Annotated in this window: 22 protein-coding genes and 3 tRNA genes; 7 read left to right on the plus strand and 18 right to left on the minus strand. The window is 71.1% G+C overall.

The window, feature by feature from the left end; translation table 11 throughout:
* Positions 1-93: 93 nt before the first annotated feature.
* From ABD361_RS13105 to ABD361_RS13130, 6 genes are all read right to left on the minus strand, one after another.
* Positions 94-642, minus strand: a complete 549-nt coding sequence (locus ABD361_RS13105; RefSeq protein WP_344435230.1) for a TetR/AcrR family transcriptional regulator — start codon at positions 640-642, stop codon at positions 94-96.
* 98 nt (positions 643-740) lie between these two features.
* Positions 741-1,175 carry a MaoC family dehydratase gene (locus tag ABD361_RS13110; RefSeq protein WP_344435232.1) on the minus strand — a complete coding sequence of 145 codons (435 nt, stop codon included), beginning with the start codon at positions 1,173-1,175 and terminating at the stop codon, positions 741-743.
* A gap of 1 nt (position 1,176) precedes the next feature.
* Positions 1,177-1,629, minus strand: a complete 453-nt coding sequence (locus ABD361_RS13115; protein ID WP_344435233.1) for an FAS1-like dehydratase domain-containing protein — start codon at positions 1,627-1,629, stop codon at positions 1,177-1,179.
* 98 nt (positions 1,630-1,727) lie between these two features.
* The gene (gene rpmG, locus ABD361_RS13120) at positions 1,728-1,892 is read right to left on the minus strand and encodes a 50S ribosomal protein L33 (protein ID WP_004571794.1); all 165 of its coding nucleotides are present in this window, start codon (positions 1,890-1,892) and stop codon (positions 1,728-1,730) included.
* 85 nt (positions 1,893-1,977) lie between these two features.
* A tRNA-Met gene (locus ABD361_RS13125) sits at positions 1,978-2,050 on the minus strand.
* Positions 2,051-2,100: 50 nt separating this feature from the next.
* Positions 2,101-2,173 (minus strand) — tRNA-Thr (locus ABD361_RS13130).
* Positions 2,174-2,470: 297 nt separating this feature from the next.
* Here ABD361_RS13130 and ABD361_RS13135 point away from each other — a divergent pair.
* Positions 2,471-3,856 (plus strand): amidohydrolase family protein, encoded by a 1,386-nt coding sequence (locus ABD361_RS13135; protein ID WP_344435234.1) that lies wholly within the window; start codon positions 2,471-2,473, stop codon positions 3,854-3,856.
* Positions 3,857-3,912: 56 nt separating this feature from the next.
* A complete protein-coding gene (locus tag ABD361_RS13140) occupies positions 3,913-4,578 on the plus strand; it encodes an SDR family oxidoreductase (RefSeq protein WP_344435236.1) in 666 nt (221 codons plus the stop codon).
* Between the two features lie 81 nt (positions 4,579-4,659).
* Here ABD361_RS13140 and ABD361_RS13145 read toward each other — a convergent pair.
* Positions 4,660-4,741, minus strand: a tRNA-Tyr gene (locus ABD361_RS13145).
* A 188-nt stretch (positions 4,742-4,929) separates the two neighbouring features.
* Between ABD361_RS13145 and ABD361_RS13150 the strand changes: the two genes are divergently transcribed.
* Positions 4,930-5,418: a YajQ family cyclic di-GMP-binding protein gene (locus ABD361_RS13150; RefSeq protein WP_344435237.1), complete on the plus strand. Its 489-nt coding sequence runs from the start codon at positions 4,930-4,932 to the stop codon at positions 5,416-5,418.
* Between the two features lie 252 nt (positions 5,419-5,670).
* On the opposite strand, the gene ABD361_RS13155 is transcribed toward ABD361_RS13150, so the two are convergent.
* Positions 5,671-6,039: a hypothetical protein gene (locus ABD361_RS13155; RefSeq protein WP_344435238.1), complete on the minus strand. Its 369-nt coding sequence runs from the start codon at positions 6,037-6,039 to the stop codon at positions 5,671-5,673.
* A gap of 69 nt (positions 6,040-6,108) precedes the next feature.
* The gene (locus ABD361_RS13160; RefSeq protein WP_344435239.1) at positions 6,109-6,888 is read right to left on the minus strand and encodes a hypothetical protein; all 780 of its coding nucleotides are present in this window, start codon (positions 6,886-6,888) and stop codon (positions 6,109-6,111) included.
* An 814-nt stretch (positions 6,889-7,702) separates the two neighbouring features.
* On the opposite strand from ABD361_RS13160, the gene ABD361_RS13165 reads away from it, so the two are divergent.
* On the plus strand, positions 7,703-8,296 hold the full coding sequence (locus ABD361_RS13165) for a hypothetical protein (RefSeq protein ID WP_344435240.1): 594 nt from the start codon (positions 7,703-7,705) through the stop codon (positions 8,294-8,296).
* A 118-nt stretch (positions 8,297-8,414) separates the two neighbouring features.
* Here the strand turns inward: ABD361_RS13165 and ABD361_RS13170 are convergent, their stop codons facing one another.
* The 5 genes from ABD361_RS13170 to ABD361_RS13190 all read right to left on the minus strand — a co-directional run bounded on the left by ABD361_RS13170 (position 8,415) and on the right by ABD361_RS13190 (position 10,151).
* Entirely contained in the window at positions 8,415-8,807 is a 393-nt protein-coding gene (locus ABD361_RS13170; protein ID WP_344435242.1) for a YccF domain-containing protein, read from the minus strand.
* A 109-nt stretch (positions 8,808-8,916) separates the two neighbouring features.
* Positions 8,917-9,054 carry a SapB/AmfS family lanthipeptide gene (locus ABD361_RS13175; RefSeq protein ID WP_344435244.1) on the minus strand — a complete coding sequence of 46 codons (138 nt, stop codon included), beginning with the start codon at positions 9,052-9,054 and terminating at the stop codon, positions 8,917-8,919.
* A gap of 357 nt (positions 9,055-9,411) precedes the next feature.
* Complete coding sequence (locus tag ABD361_RS13180; protein WP_344435245.1) at positions 9,412-9,573, minus strand: hypothetical protein; 162 nt, start codon at positions 9,571-9,573, stop codon at positions 9,412-9,414.
* 9 nt (positions 9,574-9,582) lie between these two features.
* Complete coding sequence (locus ABD361_RS13185) at positions 9,583-9,771, minus strand: hypothetical protein (RefSeq protein ID WP_344435246.1); 189 nt, start codon at positions 9,769-9,771, stop codon at positions 9,583-9,585.
* Positions 9,768-10,151, minus strand: a complete 384-nt coding sequence (locus tag ABD361_RS13190) for an ATP-binding protein (RefSeq protein WP_344435248.1) — start codon at positions 10,149-10,151, stop codon at positions 9,768-9,770. The genes ABD361_RS13185 and ABD361_RS13190 overlap by 4 nt, the downstream gene beginning before the upstream one ends.
* Before the next feature lie 101 nt (positions 10,152-10,252).
* Here ABD361_RS13190 and ABD361_RS13195 point away from each other — a divergent pair, with 101 nt between their 5' ends.
* On the plus strand, positions 10,253-11,458 hold the full coding sequence (locus tag ABD361_RS13195) for an NsdA family TPR-like regulatory protein (RefSeq protein ID WP_344435249.1): 1,206 nt from the start codon (positions 10,253-10,255) through the stop codon (positions 11,456-11,458).
* Positions 11,455-11,964, plus strand: coding sequence for an NUDIX domain-containing protein (locus ABD361_RS13200; RefSeq protein WP_344435251.1), 510 nt, complete (start codon positions 11,455-11,457; stop codon positions 11,962-11,964). The genes ABD361_RS13195 and ABD361_RS13200 overlap by 4 nt, the downstream gene beginning before the upstream one ends.
* Before the next feature lie 194 nt (positions 11,965-12,158).
* Here ABD361_RS13200 and ABD361_RS13205 read toward each other — a convergent pair whose 3' ends face one another.
* Positions 12,159-13,427: a ricin-type beta-trefoil lectin domain protein gene (locus ABD361_RS13205; RefSeq protein ID WP_344435252.1), complete on the minus strand. Its 1,269-nt coding sequence runs from the start codon at positions 13,425-13,427 to the stop codon at positions 12,159-12,161.
* Positions 13,428-13,567: 140 nt separating this feature from the next.
* On the opposite strand from ABD361_RS13205, the gene ABD361_RS13210 reads away from it, so the two are divergent.
* Positions 13,568-13,789, plus strand: coding sequence for a hypothetical protein (locus ABD361_RS13210; protein WP_344435253.1), 222 nt, complete (start codon positions 13,568-13,570; stop codon positions 13,787-13,789).
* Here ABD361_RS13210 and htpX read toward each other — a convergent pair.
* The 3 genes from htpX to ABD361_RS13225 form a co-directional block, all read right to left on the minus strand.
* Positions 13,782-14,654: a zinc metalloprotease HtpX gene (gene htpX / locus ABD361_RS13215; RefSeq protein ID WP_344435254.1), complete on the minus strand. Its 873-nt coding sequence runs from the start codon at positions 14,652-14,654 to the stop codon at positions 13,782-13,784. The genes ABD361_RS13210 and htpX overlap by 8 nt on opposite strands.
* Before the next feature lie 133 nt (positions 14,655-14,787).
* Complete coding sequence (locus tag ABD361_RS13220; RefSeq protein ID WP_344435255.1) at positions 14,788-16,284, minus strand: NADH-quinone oxidoreductase subunit N; 1,497 nt, start codon at positions 16,282-16,284, stop codon at positions 14,788-14,790.
* Positions 16,284-17,831 carry a complex I subunit 4 family protein gene (locus ABD361_RS13225; protein ID WP_344435325.1) on the minus strand — a complete coding sequence of 516 codons (1,548 nt, stop codon included), beginning with the start codon at positions 17,829-17,831 and terminating at the stop codon, positions 16,284-16,286. Before ABD361_RS13225 ends, ABD361_RS13220 begins: the two co-directional genes overlap by 1 nt.
* Between the last annotated feature and the right edge of the window lie 7 nt (positions 17,832-17,838).

A 17,838-nucleotide genomic window follows, 5' to 3' on the forward strand; every position in this document is an offset into this window, starting at 1 on the left:
TGCGGTCGGGGTCGTTTAGTGAGTGATTACTAACTTCTCAGGGCAGCAGGGAGCCCGCCCCGATCGTGATCGCTCGCCCGGGACGGCTCCGGCTCAGCAGCCCTCGTCGTCGAAGCCGCCCCACACGCGGTGGCCGGCCGGGAAGCCGAGGGCGAGCAGGGTGTTGATGAGCATGCCTTCGGACAGGAAGCGGCTCGAGACCTTCTCGTCGGCGCCGAGCGCGAGGTGGATCGTGTCCCGCAGCTCCAGCCAGCCCTCGCGGATGGGCTGACCGAACTCGTGGTCGCCGGCAGCCTCGGCGGACGCGACCGCGACGTACATCTGCATCTGCATGAGCAGTTTTTCGCGGTCGCGCTCGATCATGTCGGAGTAGGCGGCCCCCATGGCGGCCGGAATGCCGCCGGGAGGAGCGTTCTTCGCGGCGTCCGCGAAGACCCTGGCGGTCTCCTCCAGGCAACGGGTGGCCGCGGCCAGGAAGATCGCACGCTTGCCGGGGAAGAGCCGGAAGAGGTACGGCTGCGAGACGCCCACGCGGCGGGCGATCGCCTCGGTGGACGTGCCTTCGTACCCGCCGCGCGCGAACTCCGAGATCGCGGCGCGGATGACGCTCTCGCGGCGCTCCTCGGCGCTCATCCTGACCATGGCGGGTAAGTTAGTGGTCACTCACTAACGTGTCAAGGACGGCGTAAGGGGCGCCCGATCATGGCGGGCGCCCCTTACGCGACGCATGACGCGCAGGCTCAGGCCAGCCGGACGACTGCCCGGGCCATGCCCAGCACCTTCTGCCCCTCGCAGGTGGCCACCAGGTCCACCCGCACCGTACGGGCCTCGTCGTCCAGCTTGGCCGCGACCTTGGCGGCGACCTCGACGACCGCGCCCTTGTCGTCGTTCGGCACGACGACGGGCTTGGTGAAGCGCACGCCGTAGTCGACCAGGGCGCCCGGGTCGCCCACCCAGTCGGTGACCACGCGGACGGCCTCGGCCATGGTCCACATGCCGTGGGCGATCACGTCCGGGAGCCCGACCTCCTTGGCGAACTTCTCGTTCCAGTGGATCGGGTTGAAGTCGCCCGAGGCGCCCGCGTAGCGCACCAGCGTGGCGCGGGTCACGGGGAAGGACTGCGCCGGCAGCTCGGTGCCGACCTCGACCTCGTCGTAGGAAACCGCGGCAGCCATCTCACGCCTCCTCGGCGGCACGCGCCACCAGCTTCGTGTGCGCGGTCACGACCAGCTCGCCGTCCGCGTCGTGCACCTCGCCGCGGACCGTCACCACGTCGTTGCCCGCCAGCGACTTGATCGAGTCGATGGTGGAGGTGACCGTCAGCAGGTCGCCGGCGCGCACCGGGCGGACGTACTCGAACCGCTGATCGCCGTGGACCACGCGGTCGTAGTCCAGCCCCAGCTTCGGATCCCGGACGACCTGGCCGGCGGCCTGGAAGGTGATCGCGAACACAAAGGTCGGCGGGGCGATCACATCGGGGTGGCCGAGCGCCCTGGCGGCCTCGGGGTCGGTGTACACCGGGTTGGCGTCGCCGACGGCCTCGGCGAACTCGCGGATCTTCTCCCGGCCGACCTCGTAGGGGTCGGTCGCCGGATAGGTCCGCCCGACGAAGGACTGGTCGAGCGCCATGGCTCGGAACCTCCTGAGTGGACTGGGCTTGCGTACGTGCATACGCCATGAGGCCGCCCCCGGGAGCCGGGGGCGGCCTCATGAGCGACCTGTTGCGCTTAGCGCGTCTCGCGGTGCGCCGTGTGGGCGTTGCAGCGAGGGCAGTGCTTCTTCATCTCAAGACGGTCCGGGTCGTTACGCCGGTTCTTCTTGGTGATGTAGTTCCGCTCCTTGCACTCCACGCAGGCCAGCGTGATCTTCGGGCGGACGTCGGTGGCAGCCACGTGAGTGCTCCTTGACGGATGGACGGATTCAACGCAGAAAAGAGTAGCCGATCGGAGGACCGACCCCACAATCGGCTACTGTGTGTAGCGGCGACCGGACTTGAACCGGTGACACAGCGATTATGAGCCGCTTGCTCTACCGACTGAGCTACGCCGCTTTGATGAGGTTGATTCCCCCGTCCGAAGACGGGGGAACCTTCCCCACCAGAGCCCCAAAACGGAATCGAACCGTTGACCTTCTCCTTACCATGGAGACGCTCTGCCGACTGAGCTATTGGGGCGAGCGAGGAAGACATTACACGGTCTGCGGCCGAAGGTGAAATCCGTACCCGGCGGCCCCCTGCCAGCGCGTTCTTCCGGCGCGCCGGTGCCCGCCGGATCCCCCGCCGCATCCTCCACCGGATCCCCCGCAGGCGACCCGTGAAACCGCTGCCGATGCGGGCGCGCACACCGGCATCGGTACGAGCGCCGGTACGACTATTCAACGACTACCCGCCGCCTGCGCGAACCGGCTTCGCGCGCGGCCTACGCTCGGACAGCCGCGTGATCATGCCTGCCCCGGCCACCGGAGGATCGCGATGCCCGACAGTCAGCCGCAGCCCGCCGGCCACGGCGACGCCGCCGCCCCGGCGCCCGGCGAGGGCGCGCTGGTGCTGTGCGGTGCCCGCCTCGCCGACGGGCGCGTGGTCGACGTACGCCTCAGCGGCGGCCGCATCGAGGCCGTCGGCACCGCCGGCAGCCTCGCCCCCGGCCCGCGCGTCGACCTCACCGGCTACCTGCTGCTGCCCGCACCCGCCGAGCCCCACGCGCACTACGACACCGCCCTGACCGCCGACATCGGCGGCCCCGCCGCCCACGCCCCCGAGGACGTCCAGCGCCGCGCCACCGAGGCCGCCCTGCTGCAGCTCGGCCACGGCGTCACGGCCGTCCGCAGCCACGTGCGCGTCGGCGACGTGGCGGGGCTGCGGGCGCTCGAGGGCGTCCTGGCCGCGCGCCGGGCCCTGCAGACCCTCACCGACCTCACCGTCGTCGCCGTCCCCCGGCTGCTGACCGGCGCCGCGGGCGCCGACGGGCTCGCCGTGCTGCGCGACGCGGTCGCCATGGGCGCCACCGTCGTCGGCGGCTGCCCCGACCTCGACCCCGACCCCGCCGGCTACGCCGAGGCCGTGCTCGCCCTCGCCGCCGACCACGGCTGCGCCGTCGACCTGCACACGGACGGCGGCGACCCGGCCCGGCTCGCCCGGCTCGCCGCCATGGCCGGCGGCCTGCGGCCCGGCGTCACCGTGGGCCCCTGCGGCGCCCTCGCCCGCCTCCCCCGCGACCAGGCCGCCCGCGCGGGCCGGCAGCTCGCCGCGGCCGGCGTCACCGTCGTCTGCCTGCCCCAGGGCGACTGCGGCGCCCTCAGCGGCGGCCGCAGCGCCTGGTGCGCCCCCGTACGGCTGCTGCGCGCCGTGGGCGTCCAGGTCGCCGCCGGCAGCGGCGCCCTGCGCGACGCGGCCAACCCCGTCGGGCGGGGCGACCCCCTGGAGGCCGCGTTCCTGCTGGCCTCGCACGCCGAGCTGTCCCCCGCGCAGGCGTACGAGGCGGTGAGCGCCCGGGCCCGTACGGCCATGGGGCTGCCCGAGGTACGCGTCGAGGCGGGCTTCCCCGCCGAACTCCTGGCCGTCCGGGGCACCGGCATCGCGAGCGCCCTGTCCCTGGGCTACAGCCGCCTGGTCGTCCACCAGGGGCGCGTGGTCGCCCGGACCAGCGCGGTGCGCGAGTACGGCGACCACGGGGGCGGGAGCGGGGGCGGGGGCGGGGGCGGGATCGGCGGTGGTGCGTCCGAGGCGTCGGGCGAGACGTACGGTGCGGCGGCCCTGGAGCTGCCCCGGCAGTCGCCCCGGCAATCGCCCCGGGGGGACGGGCCGGGGAGCGGGTCGGCGAACGGGCCGGGGGGCGGGTCCGGGAACGGGCCGGCGTAGGAGCCCCGCGACGGGAGTCCCGCGACGGGAGCACTACGTTCGGTTACGGTCGGATCATGCGCATTGTCATCGCTGGAGGACACGGTCAGATCGCGCTGCGGCTGGAGCGGCTGCTCGCCGCGCGCGGAGACGAGGTGGCGGGGCTCATCCGCCGCCCTGAACAAGCAGGTGACCTACTGGCGGCGGGCGCCGAACCCGTCGTGTGCGACCTGGAATCCGCGACGGTGGCGGACGTCGCCCGGCACCTGGAGAGCGCCGACGCCGCCGTCTTCGCCGCCGGCGCCGGGCCGGGCAGCGGCACGGACCGCAAGGAGACCGTCGACCGGGGCGCCGCGGTGCTCTTCGCGGACGCCGCCGAGGCCGCCGGCGTCCGGCGGTTCGTGGTCGTCTCGTCCATGGGCGCCGACCGCGAACCACCCGAGGGCACGGACCCCGTCTTCGCCGCCTACCTGCGGGCCAAGGGCGCCGCGGACGCGGACATCCGCTCGCGCGCCGGCCTGGACTGGACGATCCTGCGCCCGGGCCGGCTGACGAACGAGCCGGGTACGGGCCGGGTGACCCTGTCGGCGGGCTCCACGGGCCGCGGCGAGGTCTCCCGGGACGACGTGGCGGCGGTGCTGGCGGCCCTGCTGGACGAGCCGGAGCGCGGGGCGATGGGCCTGACCCTGGAGCTCATCGGCGGCGACACGCCGGTGGCGGAGGCGGTGAAGGCGCTCGGCTGAGGCCGAGACCGTCCTCGGTGAACGACCGCACTCGGTGAACGAAAGAGGCCCCCGACCGTGAAGGTCAGGGGCCTCGTTCCGTGGCGGCGCCAGGATTCGAACCTGGGTAGGCTAAGCCGACGGATTTACAGTCCGCTCCCATTGGCCACTCGGGCACACCGCCATGGGAGTCACCTCGGTCGCTCTTTCGAGCTGCTCCGTGGCAACGACGTAAACCATACCCGATGACCTGGGGTGGTCCGCCACTCGGTTCACAGCCGGTCGACCGGGCCCCGGATGACTAGGCTGGCAGCGCGGCCCCCCGTAGGGCCGCGCCCCCTGATGGATCTACGTACGAGGAGCCAACTCAATATGGCCGACTCCAGTTTCGACATCGTCTCGAAGGTCGAGCGGCAGGAGGTCGACAACGCCCTCAACCAGGCCGCCAAGGAGATCTCCACGCGCTACGACTTCAAGGGCGTCGGCGCCTCCATCGCATGGTCCGGCGACAAGATCGAGATGCGCGCCAACGGCGAGGACCGGGTCAAGGCTGTCCTCGACATCTTCCAGTCCAAGCTGATCAAGCGCGGCATCTCGCTCAAGGTCCTGGACGCCGGTGAGCCGCAGCTCTCCGGCAAGGAGTACAAGATCTTCGCCTCCATCCAGGAGGGCATCTCCCAGGAGAACGCCAAGAAGGTCGCCAAGATCATCCGCGATGAGGGCCCCAAGGGCGTCAAGGCCCAGGTCCAGGGCGAGGAGCTGCGGGTCAGCTCCAAGAGCCGCGACGACCTGCAGACCGTGATCGCGCTGCTGAAGGGCAAGGACTTCGACTTCGCGCTGCAGTTCACGAACTACCGCTAGGCGCGGCGGAGCACCACGGCAACCGACTGACGAGGGCGCGTCCGGGACGGTTCGTACGAACCGATCCGTCCCGGACGCGCCCTCGTCGTCGACCGGCCGGCCCCGGCGGGTGACCACGGCGGGTGACCACAGCGGGTGACCACGGCGGGCAGCAGTGCTGCGGTGCCGGCCGTGGCGCAGGCAGCGGCGCACGCACCCGCGTCGACGCGGGTGCGTGCCCTCAGCAGGACCGGCTCGCTCAGTGGCCGCCGACTACGGCTTCGGGTCCTCCAGGTCGGCGATGACCAGGACTTCGACGGTTCCCTGGTACGTCCACTTCTGGTTTCGCGCCTCGTCCGGGCGCGGGGCCAGCTGGGCCTCCACCACGACCTCGCCGGACGTGTGACCACTGCTCCGCCACGACGCGGACACCTTCTGGACGCCGATCTCGAAGTCCTCCAGCCGGCCGTTGTCCCGGACCTCGAAGGCGAACCCCTTGATCGCGACGTCGACGACCTTGTTGTCGTTCCCGTCCTTGCGGATCCTGCGGGAGAACGACACCGGCGTCGGCTCCGTCGTCGCCATGGTCGCGGCATAGGTGGAGCGTACGGGCAGGGTGAACTTCCGGAATTCGAGCGCCACGGCGCTTCCCCTCTCTGTTCTCTGCGTTGCTCTCTACGTTGCTCGCCCGGGTGCCGGCACCAGCGGCGGTCAGGGCTCCAGTTCGGCGATGACCAGGACCTCGACGCTCCCCTGAAAGGTCCAGCCCTGGTTCCGCGCCTCGTCCGGGCGCGGCGTCAACTGGGCCTCCACCACGACCTCGCCGGACCTGTGGCCACTGTTCCGCCACGACACGGACACCCTCTGGGCGCCGATCTCGAAGTCCTCGGGACGGCCGTCCCTACGGACCTCGAACTCGAACCCCTTGAGCAGGACATCGATGATCTTGTTGTCGTCCTCGTCCTTGCGGATCCTGCCCGGAAACTCCACGGCGCGCGTGGCCGTGGCCACGCTCGCGACGTGGGTGGACTGGATGGGCAGCGTGTACGTCCGGAATGCCGGCACCCCTGCGCTCCTCCCGCCGACGATGTCGATGACCACGTCGTTCTGCACCCCGCCGATCTCCATCCGGCCGTGCACGGTGCCCTGTTGGGCCTCGTCGTCCGCCCTGACGTCGACCGCGTAGAAGCAGCCGGACGGCGGGCCGGGCACGAGGTCCGCCACGGTCCGGAAGCGCAGCGTCCGGGCCTTCGGGTCCCACACGTGCGTGGGCTGCGGCTCCGGCCGCCGGGACCCGCAGACATAGCCGACCCGGCCGCCCCCCTCCTGGGGGAAGGACACCCCCCGAGGGAACGTGATCTGGACCCACTCCCCCTTCCGCACCGGCTCCTGGGTGTCCGGAGTCAGACCCACGTCGACGACGAGGGAGCCGACCGTACCGGGCCGCAGGCTCTCCGGAGTCCCCTTTCCCTGACTGATGGTGAAAGGCATTCCCGTCCTTCCTGTCGGACCGCACAACAATGCGCATGCCGCTGCCAAGGAGTTCTTTGCCGGCATGCCCCGAGCGGAACGACGACCACCCTCGCACGGCCTTCCACGATCGTCATGCATGCGCCGCGAGAATTACGCCAACGCCTCGAAAGCAGCGCCGCTCCAGGGAAGACGCGGAGGAAAGTGCAGGTGATCGGAGCGGGGAGGGCCCGTCGCAAGGCCGGTTGGCCCGCACCCGCTCCCACGGCGATGCGGCGGCACGGCGACGCGAAATCGCCGAGTGGTGGGGAGGGGTGCGGGCTTGCCCGGCGGCGGCCACGGGCCGGTCGGCGACCGGGCCGAGGGCGCCTCGGAGCACGAACAGTGCAGGTGGAGGCAGCGTTCGGGTCGATCTCCCGGCGGAGTCGTGCGGAGGAACGCTGGTTCGGGACGCCTTGATCCTGGCGGTGCGTTTCGGTCACCGAGAAGTGCTGGTGCGCACGGCTGTCAACGATCGTTCAACGCTCACATCCGAAGGGGCGCTATTGACATCGTGCAGCAATGGATGGCGACGCAATAATTGCGCTGGTGCGATGGGGACGGTCGCTGGCCGGGCGAGCATTCCGCCGCCATTTGCCGGCGGGGCGTGCGTCGGAATGCCGGGAAACGCGTTCATCCACGCGCATCCGCGTTTCCCGGCCGATCCCCCAGGGGGCAGTTCTCTCTTCGCGGCGCCGGTGCCAGTGCTGCGCCCCCACCACCGACCATCACTTGGCGTGATTCTGCCGTTACATGGTGCACGAGGACGCTTGTAGTCTCCAGCTGATCTTGGGAATTGATCAAGACAGAGAGGCAACTGATGCGTCGGATTCGTACCGGGCTTCTGGGCATAGCGGCATTCACCCTGGCAGCTACGGGACTGGCCACGGGTGCAGCCTCCGCCGCCCCGGCCGCTGGCCTCGCTTCCGAGACCGTCAAGTGCGATCCCGCAGGGGGGTCCGCGACGTTCTTCTCGCCCAACAAGTGGTCCAAGGTCAACGTGCAGTGGTGCGTGAAGACGTTCCACAACAGTGACGGGACCTACGCCGTGCAGCCGTTCGTCACGGGCGATGCCTACTACTACTGGGGCGCCGCCTGGTATCACGACAAGGCCCAAGTCAACGGGGACTCCGCGTTCATGGGGGGCACCATCGCAACCGCCGTGAACGGCAAGACACTCGCCTCCGGCTCCTACAACTCCGGTCGCACGCAGGATGGCACGCTCCTCGTGACGGGTGCGCGCACTCAGGTGCCGTCCGGGACCTTCAAGGTCACCTTTACCGACATGGCGAAGCACGAGGGCTACTGGTCCACCCACAGCGGCGGGGATGTGCGGCCCTCGACCCAGGTCGAGTTCAGCGACCACACGGTGGAAGGCACCATTCCGTAGGGCCCGGACAGCAATGATGCCCAGCGGATCCCCTGGGCTCTGGGCACGTTCCACAGAGAGGGCAGGGGCCACATGCCCCTGCCCTCTCCCTGTGAACCTTCACTGGCCTCCAGCTCGATCAACGAGTGGCGAACGGCCGGTCGGAAGGGACGATCTCGCGGCCGAGCGGCATGAGCGAGATCGGGATCAGCTTGAAGTTCGCGATGCCCAGCGGGATGCCGATGATCGACAGGCACAGCGCGATGCCGGTGACGATGTGCCCCAGCGCCAGCCACCAGCCGGCGAAGACGAACCAGATCACGTTCCCGATGAGGGAGCCCGCGCCCGCATCCCTGCGCTCGACGGTCGTCCGCCCGAAGGGCCAGAACGCGTAGGCGGCGATGCGGAAGGAGGCGATGCCGAAGGGGATCGTGACGATCAGCAGACAGCAGATGAGCCCCGCGACCAGATAGCCCACCGCCATCCAGAACCCGCAGAGCACCAGCCAGACGACGTTCAGGATCAACCTCATGATTCAAGCCTCTCACCAGCATGGGTTCCGTGCTTCATGAGACGCCGAGGCTTCGAATCCCAGTTCCTGAGCGCGGCCGGCCGGTGACCCTGAATGAACCCTTAGGGGGTCACTCGCCGCCAAGGCACAGAAGCAGGCTGACGTCACTGGTGCCGTCGCCGATGCTGCGGCCCAGTTCGAGCCGCGCTTCCTCGCCGTCCTCGACCCCCATGACCTGCAAATCCAGCAGAACCATCGTCGCGCTCACCTCCCTTTCCCTCCCCGGAAGGCTTTCCGGCAGGTGCGGGGCACAGGCCTGGCATGCCGGGAAATCACGGCAATGGGGGAGGGGGTGCGGGTGGTTGTACGTAGGTGCAGGTCAGAGCTTTGGCTGGCTACGAGGGGAGGGGTGGGGGGCGGGGGCCGGTTCTCGGGCTGCGGGTGGGTGGGAGGTCGGCCGCCGTTCTCGTGCCGTCGCGGATGCGGGTGCGTGAGGAGATCGCGCCGCCCGGCCGTGGCTGAGGGGGAGCCGGCTGCTGCCGCGATGGGGCTCGGGCCGGTGGAGACGCTCCGCTCGTTGCCGGTCGAGGGTGGCTGGGCGTCCGGGTGCGGGCGGTGGTCGGTGCTACTTCAAAAAGTCGGGAATGTCGTCGAACTCGTCCTCCGGCTCGGGGGACGGGCGCCTCATGAGGTTGGGGCAAGGCGGGTAGTGGGTGTCGGCGGACGCGGGGAAGAGGAGGTTCGGCCCGGCGTACACCCACTTGACGTCGTTCACTTCGGATTCCATGCGCCAACCTTACGAGCGCGGCGGCGGCCAGGTGCGGCGTACGTGCAGGGAATGGGTGGGTGAGGTGCGGAGAGTCCGTCCGTCTGCGAAAACCACCGTGACCGTGCGCTGTTGGTGAAGGATCGCGCCGACACGATGGGCCTGCTGCCCGTCGAGGACGACGTCGCCGCGCTGCAGCATGTAGGCGAGGAGGATCACGCAGGACGCTCCGCCCGGAGGACGGCCCAGACGCGCTTGCCCACGCCGTTGCGGCCGCTGACTCCCCAGCTGGAGGACAGCGCGGCGACGAGGGCGAGCCCTCGGCCAGGGTGCGGGTGGGTGGGATCCGCGTCGTCGACGGAGATGCGTACGGTGTCGCGGTCCGGGTGCTCGAAACGGGTCTCGATCCGGCGGTCGCGCGGCACGCGGGCGTGGACGACGGCGTTCGTCAGCAGCTCGGAGAGGGCGACGAGGGATTCGTCCTCGATGGCCGCCAGACGCCAGTCCGCCAGCACTTTCCTCAACTCCGCGCGGGCCAGGGGGACGGAACGCGCGGTGTGACGCCAACGGTGGGTGACGGCGGGGGATTTGGTGAGCATGGGCCCATGCTCGTTGCGGCGAGTGGGCGCATGATTCCCCCTGCCGGTCTCCCTGCGATGGGTAGACTGGGCATGTCGAACCGCCGTCCGGGAGTACCGAGTTGACCGCAGTTCCCGAAGCTGTGCTCGCCCGCGAGGACGTGCGGGCCGCCCTGGCACGTCATGACTTCGGGACGTTCTTCGCCCTGGTGCGCAAGTGGGCCGGGATCAGCTTCATGCGGATCGCGGACGCGTGCGACATGAAGCCGGAACGGGTGGGCAAGCTGGCGCGGGGCGAGGGTCGCGTCACCAGCGTCGAGAAGATGGAACGCATCGCCGACGGTCTCCGCATCCCCGGTGCGCTCGTCCGCCTTGCGCCGCGGCCCTGGGAGTCGGCCGCCGTTCCGGCGGGGCCGTCGGCGGTGCCCCCGGGGCCCGACATGGCCGCCGTGGAGTCCTTCCGTGCTGCCGACCGCCGGCTCGGGGGTGGGCATCTCTATGGTTCCGTCCTGCACTACCTGCACCACAGTCTGGCGCCCAGGTTGTTCGGCTGCGAGGCCGGCCATGGTGCGGGGCAGGTGTTCCGGGCAGCGGCGTCCCTGACGGAGATGGCCGGCTGGATGGCCCACGACTCGGGCCGGGACGGGCGGGCCCGCGAACACTTCGAGCAGGCGCTGGCCCTGGCGACCGCCGGAGCCGATTCTGCTCTCGGGGCCAACATCATGGCCAGCATGAGCCACCTGGCCCTGCAGGGCGGACGGCCGCGGGAAGCGGTCTCGCTGGCCCGTGCCGGCCGGACACGCCTGGACGTGCCCGTGCCGATGCTGTCGGCGCGGCTGCATGCCATGGAGGCCCGGGCACTCGCCCGGCTGGGGCACGAACGCGCTGCTCAGCAGGCGCTGGAGGCCGCAGAGCGGGAGCTCGGCGCGGCTGAGGAGTCCGCGGGCTGGCTGAGCTCGTTCGATGCTGCTGCCCTGGCCAGTGAGAGGGCCTTGGTCCTGCAGGACCTGGGGCAGCTGGCCGAGGCCGCCGTGTCGGCGGAACGTGCTGTCGCTCTGCGTTCGGCAGAGCGGGCCAGGAGTCGGGTGTTCGGGCAGATCGCGCTGGCCACCATCCGCGCGCAGCAGCGGGAGCTGGAGGCGGCGTGCGAGACGGGACACCGCGTGTTGAACGCCTGTGGGCCGCTCGGATCGGCGCGGATCACCCAGCAGCTGGCGGCGCTCGCGGCGGCGATGGCTCCCCATCGGGGGTACGTGGTTGTGGCCGACTTCCTCGCCGCCCATGCCGACGTCCACCGCCGTCGCACGCTCTTCATGGCTACGGGATGAGCAGCGCGCCGCGTCCGGGTACGGCCGAGTGGGACGCCTACCTCGCGGAGGGCAACGCGAAGCAGGCCAGGAAGCGCGTGGCTGCCGACGTGCTCCTTCGGGACGACGCCGGGCGGGTGCTGCTGGTCAAGCCGACCTACAAGGAGGCGTGGGACCTGCCCGGCGGAATGGCCGAGGCCAACGAGTCGCCGCGGGAAGCGGCGAGACGCGAGCTGCGGGAGGAGCTGGGTCTCGCGGTGGACCTCCACGGGCTGCTGTGTGTCGACTGGGTGCCGCCGCACGGCCCGTGGGACGACCAACTCGCGTTCATATTCGACGGGGGCGAGCTCGGGGCCGAGCAGCGCCGGACTCTTGGCCCGACGGACGACGAACTGTCCGCGTGCGCCTTCTTCGTCCCGGACGAAGCCCTCCGCCTGTTGCCCCCGCGCACAAGGATGCGCGCTGCCGCGGCGATGGAGGCGCTGGGGGACGCGGTCCCCCGCTACCTGGAAGCCGGCCGGGCCTAGGGCCTGGCCGGCGGATCGGGCAGCGCCCCGTCAGGGGCGCGGGGAACTGCGCGATCGGCCACTGACGGCCTGCAGTCGACGTGCCGTCGTGGCTTGTCGCGCCCGCGCGGCGGAGCCGCAGATCGGCAGGGCCCCGCGCCCCTTCGAGGCGATCCGGCCGGACAGGCCCTGGGCGTCGGCCGGCTTCTGGGGGCCTACTTCGGAACCGTCCAGAGCTGGCGCTTGTTCGTGTTCGGGGTGGCGAGCTGGATCTTCGTGCCGTTGGTCGTGCTGCCGCCCGTCACGTCGAGGACCTTGCCGGAGGCGGCGTGGGCGATCTGGCCCTTCGCGTTGACCGACCAGCGCTGGGCGGCGTTGTTCTTGCAGTCGGAGAGCTGGACGTTGGTGCCGTCGGTGGTGAGGCACTTGCCGAGGGCGCGGATGCTGCCGTCCTGGGCGAGGATCCAGGACTGGGCGACGGTGCCGTTGCAGGTGTAGAGCTGGATCTGGGTGCCGTTGTCGGGCTTGGCGCCCTTGACGTCGAGGCACTTGCCGCCGAGGCCGGTGACGGTGCCCTGGGGCGGGACGGCGACGCCTGCGGCGGCGGCGAGGTGGCGCAGGCCCTGGACGTCGAACTGCTGGACGTAGGTGCCGGCGCGGCCGTCGGTGTAGCCGTGGTTGTCGGTGCACATGATCGGCTTCTCGCCGGAGTCCTTGCCGACGGCGCAGTCGCCGCGCTTGGGGCTGCGGTCGGCGTGGGTGAGGCCCATGGTGTGGCCGAGTTCGTGGCTGATGTGGTTGCGCAGGAACGTCTCGCCCCAGGTGGGCAGGGGCTTGCCGTCGGCGGTGAAGAAGGAGCTGTCGATGTAGGCGTGGCCGCTGGTGACGGTCTGCGGGAGGGAGGAGGAGATGAAGCCGCAGCTGAGGTTGAGGGTGCCGGAGCCGTCGTGGACGACCTTCCAGCCCTTCTGGCCGTTGTCGGCGGGCGGTACGCAGGGGCGCTTGAGGACGCCGATGACGATCTCGCCGCGGGGGCGGGAGTAGTTCCAGCCGACGGGCTTGGTGTCGACGGAGATGGGAAGGTTGGTGATGCGCTTGAGGTCGGCGGCGGTGGCCTTGACGTAGCGGCCGAGCCAGTCGACGGACTGCTGGTCGTAGAACTTGATGGTGTAGCCGGTGGCGAGCGACTTGGCCATGCCGTCGGCCACCTTCCAGCCCTCGCCCTGGGGGGCGGCAGCCGCTGCGGCGAGCGCGGACCGGGTGGGGGCGGCTGGGGCGTCGAGCGACATGACACCGTTCTGGAAAGCGGTGTTGTCGGTGGTGGAGACGGCGGTGTCCTGCGGGTCGGCGGTCGTCGGTGCCGCCGTGGCCGGTGTGGTGGTGCCCTCGGTGCCGAAGGCGCTGGGTGTGATCTGCGCGGTGACGGCGATGGCCGCCACGGCGCCCGCGGCGGCGACGGCTATGCGCTTGCCGGTGAGTCGCATGTCCTGTTCGGACCTTTCCCCGTTGGTTCAGTTGTGGGGAGTGATCCTAGGGTCACCCGAACGGAGCAGTGCAACGCGCCCCCCGGGGCGTGGCGTGGCCATGGTGGGTGCTCCGACGTCACGACAGGACGGGGAGTGCCATGCGTTCCGGTTCCAGGTTGCTTTTCTCGGCAGTCATATCCGCGGTTGTTCTCGTCGGGGGCGTTGCCACTCAGGCGTATGCGGCGCCTTCCGACACCGATCTGAAGACCTGTATCGACGGGGGCGGGCTGCCGGATGTGAAGGTGGGCGGTGGGGTGCTGTCGTTCACGGTCACCAAGGTGTGCAAGGGCGGGACGCAGGACGGTCAGACCATCAGCTGAGGCGGCCGTCGTGGCCCGCCATCTGCTCCAGGCGGGCGATGCGTTCGCGCATGGGCGGGTGGGTGGAGAAGAGCTTCGACAGGCCCTCGCCCGGCCGGAACGGGTTGGCGATCATCATGTGGCTCGCCGTCTCCAGGCGCGGCTCGGGGGGCAGGGGCAGGCGCTGGGTGCCCAGTTCGAGCTTGCGGAGGGCGCCGGCGAGGGCCAGGGGGTCGCCGGTGAGGCGGGAGCCGGAGGCGTCGGCCTCGTACTCGCGGGAGCGGCTGACGGCGAGCTGGATGAGGGAGGCCGCGATGGGGCCCAGCAGCATGATCATGATCATGCCGACGAGGCCGGGGCCCTCGTCGTCCTCGGAGCGGCCGAAGGGGATCAGCCAGGCGAAGTTGACCAGGAACATCACCACCGAGGCGAGCGCGCCGGCCACGGAGGAGATGAGGATGTCGCGGTTGTAGACGTGGCTGAGCTCGTGGCCGATGACGCCGCGCAGCTCGCGCTCGTCGAGCAGGCGCAGGATGCCCTCCGTGCAGCAGACGGCGGCGTTGCGCGGGTTGCGGCCGGTGGCGAAGGCGTTGGGGGCCTCGGTCGGGGAGATGTACAGGCGCGGCATCGGCTGGCGTGCGGCGGTGGAGAGCTCGCGCACCATGCGGTAGAGCTGGGGGGCCTCGAATTCGCTGACGGGCCGGGCGCGCATGGCGCGCAGGGCCAGCTTGTCGCTGTTCCAGTAGGCGTAGGCGTTGGTGCCCACGGCGACGAGCACGGCGATGATCAGGCCCGCGCGGCCGAAGACGCTGCCGATGGCGATGATGAGGGCGGACAGTCCGCCGAGGAGTACGGCGGTCCTGAGCCCGTTGTGCCGGCGGTGCACGGTACGCCCTCCAAGTGGTGCGGCAGGGGAACCCTTGAACCTGGTTTAACCAGTGGAACCTTTCGTACTGGTCAACGCCAGGCGAGGGCCGCTAGTTCCCTTGTGCACGGTGGGCGCGGGGCGGCGCTCGCCCCTACAGGAGCGCTCCGGCGGCGAAGCGCAGCACCAGTTGCGGGGCGCCCGAGAGGGCGACGCCCAGTACGGCCGCCAGGGTGATGGCCGCCGTGAGGGGGGCGGGGATGCGGAGCTTCGCGGGGGCCGCCGCCTCGGCCGGGCGGAACAGCAGCGCCGTCCACTGCAGGTAGTAGTACAGGGCGATCACGACGTTGACGGCCATGACGACCGCCAGCCAGCCGAGCCCCGCGTCCACGGCGGCCGAGAAGACGGTCACCTTGGCGAACAGGCCGATGATCCCCGGCGGCAGTCCGGCCAGGCACAGCAGGAAGAAGGCCAGGGCGAGGGCCGCCAGCGGGCTGCGGGCGTACAGGCCGCGGTAGTCGGCGAGGCGGTTGGCCGGGCTGGTGCGGGCGACGAGGGCGGCCACCGCGAAGGCGCCGAGGTTCACGGCCGCGTACATCAGGGCGTAGGCGACGGTGGAGCCGATGGCGTGGCCGGGGCGGTCGGTGTAGCCGGCGGCGGCGACGGGGACGAGGAGGTAGCCCGCCTGGCCGACGGAGGACCAGGCCAGCAGGCGGACGGCGCTGTGGGCACGGTCGGGACGCTGGCGCAGGGCGGCGACGTTGCCGGCGGTCATGGTGAGGGCGGCGAGGACGGCGAGGACGGGGCCCCACACGTTCGCGTACGACGGGAAGGCGACGACCGTCACGAGGATGAGGCCGGTGAAGCCGACGGCCTTGCCGACAACCGACAGGTACGCGGCGACGGGCACGGGGGCGCCGACGTAGGTGTCGGGCACCCAGAAGTGGAAGGGCGCGGCGGCGGTCTTGAAGGCGAAGCCGACGAGGGTGAGGGCGATGCCGGCCTTGGCGAGGACGGCCAGGCGCGGGTCGGTGTGGCCGAGGCCGGCGGCGATGCCGTTCAGGTGCAGGGTGCCGGTGGCGGCGTAGACGAAGCTCGCGCCCAGCAGCGTGACCGCGGTGGCGGTGACGGAGGACAGGAAGAACTTCAGGGCCGCTTCGGAGGAGCGGGCGTCGCCGCGGCGCATGCCGACGAGGGCGAAGGCGGGCAGCGAGGCCACTTCGAGGGCGACGACGAGGGTGGCGAGGTCGCGGGAGGCGGGCAGCAGGGCGGCGCCGGCGGCCGAGGACAGCAGCAGGAACCAGAATTCGCCGGCGGGCAGCTTGTGGTCGGCGATCGCGCTCAGGGACAGCAGGGCCGTCAGCAGGGCACCGCCGAGGACGAGGAACTGCACGACGAGCGTGAAGTGGTCGGCCACGTAGCTGCAGGAGGAACTGCGTCCGACGATGCAGAACGTGGAGCGGTCGCCGTCCAGCAGCGGCAGCAGGGCGAGTCCGGCGGCGAGGAGTCCGCCGAGGGACAGCCAGCCGAGGAGCGGCTTGCGCTCCTCGGGCAGGAAGAGGTCGGCGACCAGGACGACGAGCGCGACGAGCGCCGCGATGGTCGGCGGGGCGATGGCGAGCCAGTCGACGGACTGGACCAGCGAACCCATCACTTGCCTCCTGCGAGGAGCTGCTGAACGGCAGGGTCGGTGAGGCCGATGAGGGCCGCGGGCCACAGCCCGGCGAGGACGGTGAGGGCCACGAGCGGGGTCCAGGCGGCGAACTCGTAGCCGTGGACGTCGGCCAGGGCCGGGACCTCGTCGCGCTTGTCGCCCATGCACACCCGGCGCACCACGACCAGCAGGTACGCGGCGGTGAGCAGGGTGCCGAGGCCGGCGAGGGCCATGAAGACGAGGAACGCGGGGCGGCTGAGCCCGTCGGCGGGGCGGAAGGAGGCGAACATGGCGAGCATCTCGCCCCAGAACCCGGCGAGCCCCGGCAGGCCCAGCGAGGCGACCGCGCCGAAGGCGAGCAGGCCGCCCAGGCGGGGGGCGCGGCCGTACAGGGCCGCGCCGGTGGTGCCGGAGAGGCTGTCGAGGTCGGAGGTGCCGTAGCGGTCCTTCAGGGCGCCGACGAGGAAGAAGAGCAGACCGGTGATCAGGCCGTGGGCGACGTTGGCGAACAGCGCGCCGTTGACGCCGGTCGGGGTGAGGGTGGCGATGCCCAGGAGCACGAAGCCCATGTGGCCGACCGAGGAGTAGGCGATCAGGCGCTTGAGGTCGCCCTTGCCGCCCGAGCGGGCCAGGGCCAGGCAGACCAGGGAGCCGTAGACGATGCCGACGGCCGCGAGGGCGGCCAGGTAGGGCGCGAAGGTGTGCGCGCCGTCCGGCACGATCGGCAGCAGGATGCGCACGAACCCGTAGGTGCCCATCTTCAGCAGGACGCCCGCCAGCAGCACCGAGCCGACCGTGGGGGCGGAGGTGTGGGCGTCCGGCAGCCAGGTGTGCAGGGGCCACATCGGGGCCTTGACGGCCAGCCCGACGCCGATGGCCAGCGCGGCGACGAGCTGCGTGGTGTGGCTGAGCGAGGAGCCATTGTCAGTGGCGAGTGCCACCATGTCGAACGTGCCGCCCTTGATCCCGACCAGGAGGAGGCCGAGCAGCATCACCACGGAGCCGAGCAGCGTGTAGAGGATGAACCGCCACGCGGCGGGTCCCCGCCCCTCGCCGCCCCAGCGGGCGATGAGGAAGTACATCGGGATGAGCACCATCTCGAAGGCGAGGAAGAACAGCATCAGGTCGAGGACGGCGAAGGTCGCGAGGGTGCCGGCCTCCAGGACGAGCAGCAGCGCCACGAATGCCTTGGGAGACGGGCCCTGCGGCATGCGGTGGTAGCTGTAGAGCGCGCTGAGGAAGGTCAGCAGCGCGGTCAGCACGAGGAGGGGGAGCGAGACGCCGTCCACGCCGAGGTGGATGCGGATGTGCAGCGCGGGGATCCAGCTGACGTCCGTCGTCGCCTGCATGCGCGCCGGGTGGCCGTGGTCGAAGCCGGCGGCGAGGGCCACGGCCAGGGCGAGGACGGCACCGGTGACGGTGACGCCGTGCCGCAGCACGGCCTGCTCGGGGCTCTTGCCCTTCAGGCCGGGCGGGGCCGGCAGCAGGGCGGCGACGGCGCCGAGCAGGGGCAGGACGACGATCGCGGCGAGGAGGATCTGCATGACGGTG

It is taken from the genome of Streptomyces luteosporeus (genome assembly GCF_039532865.1).
In the GTDB taxonomy this organism is placed as follows: domain Bacteria; phylum Actinomycetota; class Actinomycetes; order Streptomycetales; family Streptomycetaceae; genus Streptomyces; species Streptomyces luteosporeus.

What these genes read in the sequence shown, in the direction of transcription:
- ABD361_RS13220 (WP_344435255.1), bottom strand. Translation starts at nt 16,284, where the DNA reads ATGGGTTCGCTGGTCCAGTCCGTCGACTGGCTCGCCATCGCCCCGCCG.
- ABD361_RS13140 (WP_344435236.1), top strand. Translation starts at nt 3,913, where the DNA reads ATGCGCATTGTCATCGCTGGAGGACACGGTCAGATCGCGCTGCGGCTG.
- ABD361_RS13160 (WP_344435239.1), bottom strand. Translation starts at nt 6,888, where the DNA reads ATGCCTTTCACCATCAGTCAGGGAAAGGGGACTCCGGAGAGCCTGCGG.
- ABD361_RS13180 (WP_344435245.1), bottom strand. Translation starts at nt 9,573, where the DNA reads ATGGAATCCGAAGTGAACGACGTCAAGTGGGTGTACGCCGGGCCGAAC.
- ABD361_RS13200 (WP_344435251.1), top strand. Translation starts at nt 11,455, where the DNA reads ATGAGCAGCGCGCCGCGTCCGGGTACGGCCGAGTGGGACGCCTACCTC.
- ABD361_RS13170 (WP_344435242.1), bottom strand. Translation starts at nt 8,807, where the DNA reads ATGAGGTTGATCCTGAACGTCGTCTGGCTGGTGCTCTGCGGGTTCTGG.
- ABD361_RS13115 (WP_344435233.1), bottom strand. Translation starts at nt 1,629, where the DNA reads ATGGCGCTCGACCAGTCCTTCGTCGGGCGGACCTATCCGGCGACCGAC.
- ABD361_RS13135 (WP_344435234.1), top strand. Translation starts at nt 2,471, where the DNA reads ATGCCCGACAGTCAGCCGCAGCCCGCCGGCCACGGCGACGCCGCCGCC.
- ABD361_RS13150 (WP_344435237.1), top strand. Translation starts at nt 4,930, where the DNA reads ATGGCCGACTCCAGTTTCGACATCGTCTCGAAGGTCGAGCGGCAGGAG.
- ABD361_RS13190 (WP_344435248.1), bottom strand. Translation starts at nt 10,151, where the DNA reads ATGCTCACCAAATCCCCCGCCGTCACCCACCGTTGGCGTCACACCGCG.
- ABD361_RS13205 (WP_344435252.1), bottom strand. Translation starts at nt 13,427, where the DNA reads ATGCGACTCACCGGCAAGCGCATAGCCGTCGCCGCCGCGGGCGCCGTG.
- ABD361_RS13105 (WP_344435230.1), bottom strand. Translation starts at nt 642, where the DNA reads ATGGTCAGGATGAGCGCCGAGGAGCGCCGCGAGAGCGTCATCCGCGCC.
- ABD361_RS13210 (WP_344435253.1), top strand. Translation starts at nt 13,568, where the DNA reads ATGCGTTCCGGTTCCAGGTTGCTTTTCTCGGCAGTCATATCCGCGGTT.
- ABD361_RS13110 (WP_344435232.1), bottom strand. Translation starts at nt 1,175, where the DNA reads ATGGCTGCCGCGGTTTCCTACGACGAGGTCGAGGTCGGCACCGAGCTG.
- ABD361_RS13225 (WP_344435325.1), bottom strand. Translation starts at nt 17,831, where the DNA reads ATGCAGATCCTCCTCGCCGCGATCGTCGTCCTGCCCCTGCTCGGCGCC.